Genomic DNA, 13,475 nt, shown 5'->3' with positions numbered 1-13,475 from the left:
ATCGGACGCAGGCCATGCGGGCTCTACATCCAGCGGTACAGATCTTCATACTTTCTCGCGGAGCTGGCCCAGGAGTAATCCCTGGCCATGCCGCGGTCTATAATCTTATTCCATTCCCGCTTCTTATCGTAATAAATATGTTTTGCATACCGGATCATCCCCAGCATCTCGTGGGCATTGTAATTGGCAAAGGAAAATCCGGTGCCTTTGCTTTCATACTCATTGTAAGGTTCCACCGTATCCCTAAGTCCTCCGGTTTCCCTCACAATCGGTACCGTACCGTAACGCAGGCTGATCAGCTGGCTCAAGCCGCAGGGCTCGAAAAGCGACGGCATCAAAAATGCGTCACAGGCCGCATAGATCTTGTGTGACATGGGTTCGGAGTAATAGATATTGGCGGACACTCTTCCGCCGTACTTCCACGCAAAATGGCGGAACATATTTTCATATTTCTCGTCTCCGGTTCCCAGCACCACCAGCTGCAGATCATCAGAACTGCACATTTCATCCATAACGTATTGAATCAGATCCAGACCCTTCTGGTCAGTCAGTCTGGATACAATTCCGATCATAAACTTCTTGGGATCCACATCCAATCCCAGCTCCTGCTGCAGAGCAGTCTTATTTTTCACCTTTTCCTTGCGAAAGGTAACCGCGTTATAATTATAGGGGATATTCGGATCGTGTTCCGGATCGAACTCATTATAGTCTATGCCATTGACAATCCCCGCAAGGTTTCCGGATCTGGCTCGCATCAGCCCGTCCATCCCTTCCCCGTAAAATGGCATCTTTATCTCTTCCGCGTAAGAATCACTGACAGTCGTGATCTTATCCGCGTAAACCAAACCGCCCTTCAGCATATTTCCGTCGCCGTAAGCCTCCAGCTTATCCGGTGCGAAGTAATAATCCGCAAGGCCCGAATAGGCCTGAATCGTCTTCATATCCCAGACACCCTGAAATTTCAGGTTATGTATGGTCATGACGGATCGCATGCTCCAGAAAAACTCGCCTTCTCTGAATTTATCCTTCAGATGCACAGGAATCAGGCCGGTCTGCCAGTCATGGCAGTGTACGATATCCGGCTGGAATCCGATCACGGGCAGTGCGGAAAGCGCAGCCTTATCAAAGAAACAGAATTTCTGGATATCCCACAGAAAGTCTCCGTATGGCTTAGGACCCGTAAAGAACTCCTCATTATCTATGAAATAGAAGGTGACACCGGCAAACTCCATGGTCATGATGCCGACATAGCGGTCCTGATTGTCAAAGTTCAGATAAAAATGTGATACATACTGCATCTGATCCTTCAGCTCCTGCTTGATGCAGCTGTATTTGGGGATCATGACTCTGACATCAAATTCCTCTTTATCGAAGTATTTCGGCAAGGACCCAACAACATCCGCCAAGCCCCCTGTCTTAATAAAAGGCACGGCTTCTGAAGCTATAAATAATACCTTCTTCATACAAAAACCTCCTGCGCTCTATATTTAATCCCTTCGCCCGCTGTTGTTACCGAAACCATACGGCAGGTAACAACGGGCTGTTTTAGTGAAAACGCCTTAATAAAATTATACCTGATTTCTGCTTTGAATGAAAGTATTATATTTACTTTTTCCAGTAATCTTTTCTGATTAGAGTTTATTTTTGTATTCCAGCCTGATTTTATCCGCAATCAGGGCCACAAATTCCGAATTGGTCGGTTTTCCCTTGCCGGTATTGATGGTGTAGCCGAACAGCTCATCAATTGTATCCATCTTGCCCCTGTTCCAGGCTACCTCAATCGCATGGCGGATGGCCCTCTCCACCCTGCTGGGCGTGGTCTGATGCTTCTTCGCGATGGTCGGATATAGGATTTTCGTAATAGAATTGAGCATCTCCATATCCTGTACGGACAGTATGATCGCATCCCTTAAGTACTGGTAGCCTTTGATATGGGCTGGCACCCCTATTTCGTGGATCATATTGGTCACATCCGTTTCCAGGTTTCTTTCTGCGTATCCACTTTCACTCTCATACGCATTGACCTTTCTCTTTTCCAGCCTGCCGCTCTGCTGCATCCGGCCGATCCGTTTGATATGGCTTAACACCGTCTCCCCATTAAAGGGCTTCATTATGTAGTAATTGGCTCCGCGCCTGAACGCATCTTCGGTGATCGAATCCGTCCCGATGGCGGATATCACGATGAATCTCGGAATCTTTTTCATGGCAGGATCATGGCTGACTCTGTCCATGACGGCCAGGCCGTCAAGCTTGGGCATTACAATGTCCAAAAGCACCACATCCGGCTGCTTCTCCCGGATGATATCGCAGGCTGTCTCGCCGTCATTCGTGGTGCCCACCACCTGGATATCCTCTTCATTTCTCAATAAATCGTCAAGCATCTGCAAAACTTTTTCGTTGTCATCAGCAATTGCTACATTTAGTTTTGACATACTACTCCTCCTCTGAGTCAAATTATAAATTTTTTATGAAAATATAATAATTATATAGACTGAAATCAGACCATGCAACGCAATAGAAACGCAGCAATCGACAGATTATTACACTTCATAAAAGTTTTTAAGGTTTCAGGGCGGAGTTTTGATTCATTTGATAGAGAAGACGGCGATGATTTTGTCGAAATTCGCAATAGAAAAGTTGGCAGACGAACTCTATATGCCGCCGCGATGTTCCCGCACATGACAGGGCAGAGTACGGTCCTCATTGGGACACGCTCTCGCTCCGTGATGCGCGCAGCGGTTCTAACGCTGCAAACTACGCAGCGTAAGAACCGGCGGGCATCAAGGGATCCCAATGAGGACCGTACTCTGCCCTGTCATGTGCTGCTTTATTGGCAGTTTATAAGTCCGTTCTACCCCTCTATCCGTCTGCTGTTCGAGGGGTCGATGCTCCATAATGTTTTCGATAAAGATTCCATAGCCTCTGGTGGAGTCTCGGACAAATACATAGGTCATTTGATGCGATCTTCAAAAGACTTGAATTTTAGGAAATCATGGATAGTTATCAATGATTATTTCTCCATCAGTTCCTTTCATAAAATAAGCAGCCCTAAACCGAAGTCTAAAACTGCTATATTCAATCCGTAATTGTTTATATTTTTAACACATCAATTCTGCTTTAAGCTTCAAAATTCTATTTCTGCAACAGCCAATCTGCAATGTCGTGAATCTCAATACCTTCATAGCTGTATTTGGGATGTCTGGTTCGTGCTATGATCATTTTAGGGTACGCATCCCGAATTTGTAGTAGCGATGAAACCTCTCTTTCAAATGTCTCCTGTCCGGAAATATTGTCACTGACCTGAATATAAATTTTCTCGCTGCCCTTTTGGGCTACAAAGTCGATTTCTTTTTGATATAGCTTTCCAACATAAACATCATAACCTCGACGCATAAGTTCAATACAGACCATGTTTTCATAAACTCTGCCGTAATCCATGTTTCGACTGCCCAAAATAGCATAACGAATTCCGGTATCACATAGATAGAATTTCTCCGAACTTTCCAAATACTTTTTGCCTCGGATGTCATATCGCTTAATATCATAAAAAACGAAAGCATTGCACAGATACTTGATGTATTTGCCCACGGTAACATGGCTTGTAGCCACATCGTTTGCCTTCAGAAGCTGACTGACTTTATTCGGAGAAGTCAGATTACTGATATTATCCATTAGAAACTCGCTCAATCTTTGTAAAACCGTTGTATCCGTCAAGGTATATTTTTGTACCAGATCCCTTGTAACGATCGTCTCATAGACTTCTTTGATATAAGTGATCCTATCCCTGTCATTAGAATATGCATAGGAACCTGCAAGACCGCCTTTGAAAGAATATTCATCAAATAGCTTATCCTTGTCGGTGACACCATCGTAATATTGAGAGTATTCCTTAAAACTGAACGGGAACACATGAATTTCAATATATCGCCCCGTAAATAGGGTTGCCAAATCAGCACTCAGTAGAAAAGCATTTGAACCAGTCACATAGATATCGTACTTTCCTTTGGAATAAAGACTATTGATCGCCAACTCAAATTTGGGACACATCTGAACCTCGTCAACAAAGAGGTAATTATTTTTGTCTGCCACATAGTGTTGCTCTACATAAGAATGAAGTGCATGATATTCTTTCATTTCTTCAAACTCCAAATCCATGAAGTCAATGAAGATAATGTTGATATTCTCCTGATTTACTTGCAGATAGTCTATATATGCCTGCATCAGCTTGGACTTCCCGGAACGACGGATGCCGGTAATGATCTTGATGTCCGGTGTACCATTCAACTCAATCATTCTATCGAGGTAATTACTTCTTACAATCGTTTTCATGTATCCACCCACTTTCAAAAGTCGAAATTTTTTTAATTTTTGAAATAGAACTTCCGTTTATATTATACAGTCAAAAAATAGTATATGCAAGATGCTGATTTCAAAAACGTAAATATTTTCATTTTTTGAAAGTGATTACGTAAAGTCGTCCCCTTGCTAAAAAACGAAAGGCGCACCATTCGGCACACCCTCGTTCTTCGCAAGTTTGTTTTGAAATTATACTTTTCGTATAGAGGAAACATTTTTGTCAATACCCCCCTATGAATCTTTAGGGCAATTTATTGCTAATTTGCCATATCCAGCATATTCACCCCAATCGCTTTGTCAAGCGGCGGCCATTCGCATCCGGCATAGAAGCCTTCCTGCTTTTTCGCGGAACGTGGCATCCGGATCGGAAGGGTTTTGCAGAACAGAAGAATCCATTCCGCCATCCTCTTTTATTTTGAGACGGCGAATGGCATCTTCCACAATAGTCTGCTCTGAAAGACATCTTACAAGCAGTTGATACTCTGTGACATACTCCTGGCCACATGATATAAGCAGTTTATCCGCATCTTCCAAAATCACTTAGATCCGGTCTGCAATTGCCGGGAAGATCTCTTCTGCAAAAACTTTTGCCCAGGATTTTTCAAGAGCCTTTAATTCTCTGGATGTAAGATTATTCATGCTGTCAGTTAACGAATACTGTTGTGAATCATTTGTTTTAAAAGCCATTATGCTGTCCTCCTTTCCTGATATTATACCAAAGACAGTGGGTAACATCCAGCCAGGTTTGTGTGAAATTTTCAAAGCGAAATTTTCAAAGTACTATATGCGGTCTATTTGACCCCAACATCATTCTTTATATCGGGCGATAATGTTTGCGATTGCAAAGAAAATTCTTTATTTGATTGAGCATTGACTATTCGTTTTAAACTATTGTCCTGGCAGGCTTACATCGTGCCCCCGTCCGGGCGACAACCGCTGGCCCGCTCCGCGCACCATCGGTTGAAACGCTTTCGCCGCATAGTCCACTCGCAAAAAGGATGCTCTTACAAGCAAGCTTGCTTCGCATCCTTTTTTACTCCTGTCCTCCCCGGGCTTAATGCTCCATCATATTTTCGATAAAGATTCCATATCCTCTGGTGGAGTCCTGGACAAATACATGGGTTACTGCTCCGATGAGTTTCCCGTTCTGGATGATCGGGCTGCCGCTCATACCCTGGACGATGCCTCCGGTGATCTCTTTGAGCCTCTCATCTGTTACCTCGATCACCATGCTCTTGGTCTTTTTATTGGGCGAATCCAGGCGGATAATCTGTATCCCATATTCACGGATCTGTCCGTCCACGCAGCACAGTATGGATGCGTCTCCCAGCTTTACGTCCTGGCTGTAGCCGATGGGGATAACGTTGGAGCTTAAAGCATCTTTGAGGTTCTGGCTGCCTTTTCCGTACACTCCCGTATCCGTATTGCCTTTTATCTCACCGAGCAGCGCGTCAGGACTGTAATCGATGGAGCCTGCCATGGACCCCGGCGATCCTATGGTTCCTTTGATGATGGAGTGGATCTGCGCCCTGTAGAGAAGGCCGTCTTCGATCTCTATCACCTGCCCGGTGTCGGAGTCACTGATGCCGTGGCCCAGCGCGCCGAATCCTCCGTCTTCATCCATAAAGGTCAGCGTGCCAATACCGTGAGTGTCATCTCTCACCCAAACGCCGATCTTATAGTCGTCTTCTCCTGTGCATACCGGCTTGATTTTCACATCCATCAGATTTTCATCTCTGCGTATCGTCAGCACGACATCCTCTCCGCCGCAGCCCGACACGGCCCGGATTAAATCCTCTTTTTCCTCCAGCGCTGTGCCGTCCGCGCTGACGATGTAATCGCCCGATTTTATGATCCCATAGGCCGGGTCCTGGCTGTCCCCGTTTAAGTCGGTGACCTTCCCTGTGCCGATGGCCATGATGCCGTCGGTTTTCAGATAAATGCCGATGGGCATGCCGCCGGGCGTCACATATTTCTGCTCCACCACGTCCACATTGATATCTTTAAAATCAAAAATCCCAAACAGCTTTAAGCTTAACGTGTACGATCCCAGAGACCCGGAGTATACATTGAAGTTCTCATTCAGCGTCAGATCGATCTGATCCCGCGGAATATTGGAACTGGCACCCAGCAGCACTTCCTCGCTGTCGCTTTTTAATGTTCCTCCTACAGGCAGACGGAAATTAAAGGTACCCTCCTCATCCACCACCACATGGATGCGGTTCGGTATCATGGTTTCAAGATAATAATGAGAATAAAACAAACTGAAAACCAGGGTGGCTCCCAGAACTACTTTTAAAAAACGGCGGTATTTTTCACGTCTGCTCTTCATAGTGCGCCTCCAAACATACTGCATTTTCCTATTGAACAAGAAAAAGCGGAGTACAGTTTCCTGCAATCCGCTCTTAGTATGTGGAGTTGTGCAAAAATCACACTAGGTAGTTTTCGTTTTCTCTGCCAATTCTTTCATTTCCTCAGCACTTTTTAAGACGGTATCCGTGATCGCGGCTCCGCCCAGCAGCCTGGCCAGCTCCCGAACCGTATCATGGCTGTCCAGCATTTGGATAGAGGTGGTCACTTTATCGCCTTTTATACCTTTTTCAATCAGAAAATGATGGTCGGCCATGGCGGCGATCTGAGGAAGGTGGGTGATGCAGAGCACCTGATGTTTTCTTCCAATTATGCTTAACTTTTCAGAAACCTTTTGTGCGGTTCTACCGCTGATGCCCGTATCGATCTCATCGAAAATAAGGGTCGGTATATCATCCGTATCCGCCAGCACAGTTTTCATGGCCAGCATGATGCGGGAGAGCTCACCGCCCGAGGCAACCTTGCCGAGAGGCGCCAGCTCCTCACCCGGATTGGTGGATATTAAAAATTCCGCTTCATCGTATCCGTTTTTGCTGTAATGGCCCAGGGGCGAGAACTGCATGGAAAAACGCACATCCAGGAAATTGAGATCCTTCAGTGCTTTCGTGATGCTGATGCAGAGTTTTTTCGCCTCTTCTTTACGGATTCCGGACAGTTCTGCGCACAGTTTATCCAGGCTTTCTTCCTGTTTTTTCAGATCCTGCTGCGTCTGCCGGCGGTTTTCTTCGTAATTTTCCAGCTCTGCCAGCCTACGGTATTTCTCATCCAGATATTCCATAATTTTCTCATAGGAACCGCCGTATTTTGCCTGCAGGTTACGGATCAGATCCAGCCGCCCGGTTACTTCTTTATAGGTTTCCTCATCAAAGCTCATATTATCCATATAATCGGCCATGCTGCGGTTTACATCACTTAGCAGGGACTCCAGATCCAAAAGCGCGCTATGTATTTCCTCAAGCTTTTTATCCAGCCCGGATATAGTCTGCAGCTCACGGACTGCTCTCGCCATGCGCTCCCCGGCCGCCGCATCGTCTTCATAGCCAATTTCAGCCATGACCGCACCCAGAGTTTCCCCGATCTTCCTGGAGTTGGAAATTCTTCGGTAGATACCTTCCAGTTCCTCTTCCTCCCCGCTTTTTAAGGACGCCGCTTCTATCTCATTGATCTCAAATCTGGTAAAATCCAGTTCCCGCAGCCGTTTTTCCTCATCCATGGTGAATCCAGACAGCTTTTCCCTGCATTCCACATAGGCCTGATAATGAACCTGGATCTCTTTTTTCAGTTGTGCGATATGGGGTTTTGCAAAAGCATCCAGAATCTCCAGATGTTTGGATTTGTATAAGAGAGACTGATGCTCATGCTGCCCATGAATATCAATCAAAAGACTGGTAACCTGTTTGATTTTTGAAGCGGTGACGGTCTCATCGTTAATTTTGCTGATGCTGCGGCCATTCATGATCTTTTTGGTCAGTATCAGCATGTTATCCTCCGGAATGATATCCATGGCCTTAAGAGCCATAAGCTTATCCTTATCCTCCACGGTAAATATCAGTTCAATATAAGCATATTCAGCGCCGCGGCGGATAATCCCCGCGGGGACTTTGCCCCCCAGGGCGATATTGACCGAATCGATAATGATGGATTTTCCCGCGCCGGTCTCACCGGTCAGTATGTTGAGTCCCGGCTCAAAGGCCACATCGATCTCATCAATCAGAGCAAAATTTTTTACGTGCAGATTCGTAAGCAAACACTCACCCCCACTCCTTACTTTGTCACAAGTTTCCTGATCTTATCCATCAGAAGTATTGTGTCATCCACAGTCCGGACCGCACACATGATCGTATCATCACCGGCAATACATCCGACTATCTCATCGAAATGCAGCGCGTCCAGCGCGGCGGCCACCGCCATAGCCATTCCAGAAACCGTTTTAATCACCAGTATGTTCTGCGCCATATCCATGTTCGCAAATCCGTCCTTTAAGATGCGGACATACTTCTCACCCGGGATGTCGCCGATCTTTTTTAAGACACTGTATTTCTGCCGGCCGTTCTCCCCCGGAATTTTGGATAGCTTCAGCTCCCGTATATCCCTGGATACCGTGGCCTGCGTCACGTTAAACCCTGCCTCGTTGAGCCTGTCGGCCAGTTCCTCCTGGGTCTCAATCTCGTATTTCCCAATCAATTCCACAATTTTGCTGTGCCGTTCGATTTTCATTCTACTCCTCCTAGCGCGCTATTCCGACATTTTATTTCTAAGGGTTTCCAGGAAACTGACTCTGCTCAGTTTACAGATCCGTGTCCGGTAATCGGACCGGTCGATTTCAATCACATCCTTCGGATTTAGCGGCACTTCCTCGCCTCCGTCAAAAGCCGCAAAACACTCCGCCGCCTCTTTCCCCTCCGGTACCACGATTTCCACGGAAATATGGTTTTTTGCCGACAGCACAATGCTCCGGTTATTCAGCGTATGGGGAGAGATCGGCGTGATCAGCACAATATCCGCGTTCGGCTCCACAATGGGTCCGCCCGCGGACAGATTATAAGCGGTGGAACCGGTGGGCGTGGCCACAATGATTCCGTCCGCCGTATACTGGTTTAAATACTCGCCGTTTACATAGATCTTGAACTGAATCACCTTGATGGAACCTCCCCGGGCGATCACGATATCGTTTAGAGCCAGCTCTTCGCCGGCGAATACGCCGCTTTTGAATACTTTGCCCTTTAACATCATCCGATCGTCCAGAAGGTACTGGTCCGCCATCAGCTTATCCAGCGTGGGGCGCACGCCGTCCCTGTCCGTACCGGCCAGATATCCCAGCGTCCCCAGATTGATGCCGATCATCGGTATGGACAGCTTGCCGTAATCCCTGGCCGCCCGTATCATCGTCCCGTCCCCACCCAGCACCACTATGCATTCCGTATTTGTCTGTATTTCCCCGTCCGTCTGTACCCGGCAGCCATGAGTGCGCAGATATGCCGAAATCTCATCGGTCACCTTCAGCTCCGGATCTTTTCCTCTGTTCGTTATTATATAAAAGTATTTCATCTGCGGGCATTCCTCATCCCTGCAGCGCGGCATGGGCCAGCTCCACGATTTCATCCGGAGCCACCGGCGGCTGCACACACGGGTCTTCTTCCTTATTATTCAGGTACAGCAAATATTCAATATTGCCTTCCGGCCCCTTGATCGGGGAAAACTCCAGGTTTTTAACGGAATAGCCGATGGAACAGGCGTATCCGATCACCGCCCGGATCACTTCCAGATGAACCGCCTTATCCCTCACCACGCCCTTCTTGCCGACCTTTTCACGGCCCGCCTCAAACTGCGGCTTGATCAGGCACACCACCTCCCCTTCCGGTTTCAGCAGCGCCTTTACAGGGCCCAGCACTTTGGAAAGGGAGATAAAGGAAACATCAATGGAGGCGAAATCGATCGGACAGTTCACATCCTGCGGGGTCACATAACGGATATTGGTCTTTTCCATGCAGACCACCCGCTCATCCTGCCGCAGTTTCCAGGTCAGCTGGCCTCTGCCCACATCGACAGCATATACCTTCACCGCCCCGTTCTGGAGCATACAGTCCGTAAATCCGCCTGTGGAAGCCCCCACATCCATACAGGTCTTTCCTTCCAGCGTTATGCCGAAGCGATCCACCGCTTTCTCCAGCTTCAGCCCGCCTCTGCTCACGTATTTCAGCGTGTGTCCGCGCACCTCTATGGCTGCCGTCTCCTCAAAGGAGGTGCCCGCCTTATCTTCTTTCTGACCGTCCACATAGACGCATCCGGCCATGATCATCGCCTTGGCTTTCTCTCTGGACTCCGCCAGCTGTTTCTGCACCATAAGCACATCCAGTCGTTCTTTCATCGTTTCCTCATTTCCCCGCAGCTGCCGATGCCGTATCGGATCCGGCATGCCGGCGGATCCGCTCCGCAATGCTTGCGGCATCGATGCCCGCCTCTTTCTTCAGTATCTCCACGTTACCGTGCTCCACATAGGTATCCGGCAGAGATATAGGCAGCACCCGGACCGGATACCCCCGGTCCAGCACATAGCTGCATACCTGTTCACCGTATCCGCCGCTGGCCACATTTTCCTCCATCGTAACCAACAGTCTGTGATCCTCTGCCAGGCTGTCCAGGATCTCTGTATCGATGGGTTTCACAAAACGCACATTGATGACGGAAACATCCCTTCCCTCCGCTTCCAGCATCTCCTTCACTTCCATAGCGGTCTTCACCATGCTTCCCACCGCCAGTAGGACGATCCCGCCGTTTCTTGCGATCACCTCGCTCTTTCCGTATGCGATCGGCGTGCGGATTTCCTTCAGCCCGCTGTATGCCGTTCCTCTGGGATACCGTATGGCCAGCGGGTGGTCAAACTTCATGGCAAATTCAAGGATATCCACCAGCTCATACTTATTCTTCGGAGCGAAAATGCTCATATTGGGGATGCCCGACAGATAGGACAAATCAAAAATCCCCTGATGGGTCTCCCCATCGCTGCCCACGAGCCCGGCTCTGTCCACCGCAAAAATCACCGGCAGATTCTGTATACAGACATCGTGCAGGATCTGATCATACGCCCGCTGCAGAAACGATGAATACACCGCCACCACAGGATGCATCCCCCCCGCCGCCAGGCCGGCCGCAAAGGTCACCGCATGTTCTTCCGCTATGCCCACATCAAAAAACCGGTTCGGGAATTTAACGCTGAACTTTTTTAAGCCGGTGCCGTCCGGCATGGCAGCAGAGATCGCCACCAGATTCTCGTGTCTCTCGGCCAGCTTGCACATGGCAACAGAAAAGATGTCGGTATAGGTTGCCGCTGTTTTGGCCGCTTTGCATTTGCCTGTTTTTATGTCAAAGGGCTCCACGCCGTGGAATTTGGAAGGCTGCATCTCAGCAGGCTTATAGCCCATGCCTTTTTTCGTCACCACATGGACTAAAACCGCGCGGTTTAAGCGCCTGGCCTCCTGCAGGATCCGCATCATGTCCTTTATATTATGTCCGTCCACCGGTCCCAGATAGGTCACGCCGAAGTTTTCAAACAACATACCCGGAATGAACAGCTGCTTGATGCTGCTCTTGGTTCTGACCAGCTGCGTGACCAGCTTTTCCCCGATACCGGGAATCTTTGTCAGCACCTCGGCGAGATTTTCCTTAAATTCATTATAGCCGCTGTCCGTCCTCACCTTGCTTAAATATCTGGAAACACCGCCGATATTCTCCGATATGGACATCTGGTTATCGTTGAGCACAATGATAAAATTGCTCTTTAGTTTCTCGGCATTGTTTAACGCCTCAAAGGCCATACCGCCCGTCAGGGCACCGTCGCCGATCACCGAAATCACGCTGTAATGCTCACCGCGCAGATCTCTGGCTTTGGCAAGCCCCAGTCCGGCTGATATGGATGTGGAGCTGTGGCCCGTATCAAAGGCATCGCAGCTGCTCTCCTTCCGCTTTGGAAAGCCGCTTAAACCGCCGTACTGGCGAAGTTCCTCAAAGCCTTCCTTCCTTCCGGTAAGCAGTTTATGGGTATAGGACTGATGCCCCACATCCCAGACAATTTTATCCTCCGGCAGATCAAACACCAGATGGAGAGCCATCGTCAGCTCTACCACCCCCAGATTGGAGGCCAGATGCCCTCCGGTCATGCTGATCTTGTCGATCAGGAAACGGCGGATCTCTTCTGCCAGACAGCCGTAGTCCGCAGGATCCACCTTTTTTATATCGGACGGCTGATTTATATTTTCAAGAATCATAGCAGCTCCTTGTCTGCGCGCTCCCGCACATTATAGTGTGCTGAACATCATCCGGCCGGCACACTAACTTTCCCTTGTAATCAACGTGATGAAAAGGTTCTCAAGGAACCTGTTTTCCCCGGAAAGCGTATGGAGAAGTTCCACTGCGTGATCCGTATAGCTCTTAACCAGCGCCTTCGACTCTTCCAATCCCACCAGTACCGGATAGGTCGTTTTCTGGTTCTTTTCGTCGCTCATCACCGGCTTGCCGATCACATCCGCGTCCCCGGTCATATCCAATATATCGTCCTGTATCTGGAAGGCCATCCCCACATCCGCTGCAATCTGCTCCGCCGTCTTAAGCTCCTCTTCACCCGCCCCGGCAAGCACTGCTCCGATCATCATGGCCGCCTCCAGCAGCGCGCCCGTCTTCAGCCGGTAGATGAAATCCAGCTTATCCCTCACGATCGGCTTTCCGGTCAGCTCCACATCCACGGTCTGGCCGCCGATCATGCCATATATGCCGGTCTTGTTGGCCAGTATCCTGACCGCTGTGCCCACCCGCATGGGATGTTTAGTTACCCCGAAGGCTTTTGCCGCGGTCTCAAAGGCATAAATCATCAGCGCGTCCCCGGCCAGTATGCCCATATCCTCACCGTACACCGTCCAGGTGGTCTTTCTGCCGCGGCGGTATTCGTCATTGTCCATGGCAGGCAGATCGTCATGGACCAGGGAGGACGAATGAATCATTTCAATCGCCGCCATAAAGGGATAGATCTCTTCCCCGCTGCCGCCGAATAAACGGTAGGTCCCCTCCATAATCATCGGCCTTAAGCGTTTGCCGCCATTTAATACGCTGTAGTTCATGGCCTCAAATATGGTTCTTTGATGGCCCTGCTCCTTTGGCAGATAACCTTTGATTTTCTCCTCTATTTCCGCAGCCCTCTGCTTCATCTGTTCACCGATACTCATTCCCGTACCCAATCCCGCGCTGCAGCGCGTACC

The 13,475-nt window shown here is 48.6% G+C and carries 12 protein-coding genes; all 12 read right to left on the bottom strand.

Annotated features, from left to right (window positions below; translation table 11 throughout):
• Positions 1 to 23: 23 nt before the first annotated feature.
• The 12 genes from glgA to DWZ56_RS11700 all read right to left on the bottom strand — a co-directional run bounded on the left by glgA (position 24) and on the right by DWZ56_RS11700 (position 13,442).
• Positions 24 to 1,463, bottom strand: a complete 1,440-nt coding sequence (gene glgA, locus DWZ56_RS11755) for a glycogen synthase GlgA (protein ID WP_118556825.1) — start codon at positions 1,461 to 1,463, stop codon at positions 24 to 26.
• 168 nt (positions 1,464 to 1,631) lie between these two features.
• Positions 1,632 to 2,432, bottom strand: coding sequence for a sporulation transcription factor Spo0A (gene spo0A / locus DWZ56_RS11750; RefSeq protein WP_118556824.1), 801 nt, complete (start codon positions 2,430 to 2,432; stop codon positions 1,632 to 1,634).
• A gap of 700 nt (positions 2,433 to 3,132) precedes the next feature.
• Positions 3,133 to 4,329 carry an ATP-binding protein gene (locus DWZ56_RS11740; RefSeq protein ID WP_118556822.1) on the bottom strand — a complete coding sequence of 399 codons (1,197 nt, stop codon included), beginning with the start codon at positions 4,327 to 4,329 and terminating at the stop codon, positions 3,133 to 3,135.
• A gap of 284 nt (positions 4,330 to 4,613) precedes the next feature.
• The gene (locus tag DWZ56_RS22730) at positions 4,614 to 4,760 is read right to left on the bottom strand and encodes a hypothetical protein (protein ID WP_158584556.1); all 147 of its coding nucleotides are present in this window, start codon (positions 4,758 to 4,760) and stop codon (positions 4,614 to 4,616) included.
• 136 nt (positions 4,761 to 4,896) lie between these two features.
• Positions 4,897 to 5,043, bottom strand: coding sequence for a hypothetical protein (locus tag DWZ56_RS22725; RefSeq protein WP_158584555.1), 147 nt, complete (start codon positions 5,041 to 5,043; stop codon positions 4,897 to 4,899).
• Between the two features lie 367 nt (positions 5,044 to 5,410).
• On the bottom strand, positions 5,411 to 6,688 hold the full coding sequence (gene spoIVB, locus DWZ56_RS11730) for a SpoIVB peptidase (RefSeq protein WP_118556821.1): 1,278 nt from the start codon (positions 6,686 to 6,688) through the stop codon (positions 5,411 to 5,413).
• 102 nt (positions 6,689 to 6,790) lie between these two features.
• Positions 6,791 to 8,473, bottom strand: a complete 1,683-nt coding sequence (gene recN, locus DWZ56_RS11725) for a DNA repair protein RecN (RefSeq protein ID WP_118556820.1) — start codon at positions 8,471 to 8,473, stop codon at positions 6,791 to 6,793.
• A gap of 17 nt (positions 8,474 to 8,490) precedes the next feature.
• Positions 8,491 to 8,943 (bottom strand): arginine repressor, encoded by a 453-nt coding sequence (gene argR, locus DWZ56_RS11720; RefSeq protein ID WP_118556819.1) that lies wholly within the window; start codon positions 8,941 to 8,943, stop codon positions 8,491 to 8,493.
• A gap of 18 nt (positions 8,944 to 8,961) precedes the next feature.
• The gene (locus DWZ56_RS11715) at positions 8,962 to 9,828 is read right to left on the bottom strand and encodes an NAD(+)/NADH kinase (RefSeq protein WP_243095218.1); all 867 of its coding nucleotides are present in this window, start codon (positions 9,826 to 9,828) and stop codon (positions 8,962 to 8,964) included.
• On the bottom strand, positions 9,788 to 10,594 hold the full coding sequence (locus DWZ56_RS11710; protein ID WP_118556818.1) for a TlyA family RNA methyltransferase: 807 nt from the start codon (positions 10,592 to 10,594) through the stop codon (positions 9,788 to 9,790). The genes DWZ56_RS11715 and DWZ56_RS11710 overlap by 41 nt, the downstream gene beginning before the upstream one ends.
• 7 nt (positions 10,595 to 10,601) lie before the next feature.
• Positions 10,602 to 12,491, bottom strand: coding sequence for a 1-deoxy-D-xylulose-5-phosphate synthase (dxs, locus tag DWZ56_RS11705; protein WP_118556817.1), 1,890 nt, complete (start codon positions 12,489 to 12,491; stop codon positions 10,602 to 10,604).
• A gap of 63 nt (positions 12,492 to 12,554) precedes the next feature.
• Positions 12,555 to 13,442 (bottom strand): polyprenyl synthetase family protein, encoded by an 888-nt coding sequence (locus DWZ56_RS11700; RefSeq protein ID WP_118556816.1) that lies wholly within the window; start codon positions 13,440 to 13,442, stop codon positions 12,555 to 12,557.
• Between the last annotated feature and the right edge of the window lie 33 nt (positions 13,443 to 13,475).

This window comes from Lachnotalea sp. AF33-28 (assembly GCF_003477885.1).
Classification (GTDB): Bacteria; Bacillota; Clostridia; order Lachnospirales; family Lachnospiraceae; genus AF33-28.
The sequence above is the reverse complement of the archived record's forward strand: the minus strand, read 5'-3'. Positions and strand labels throughout refer to the sequence as shown.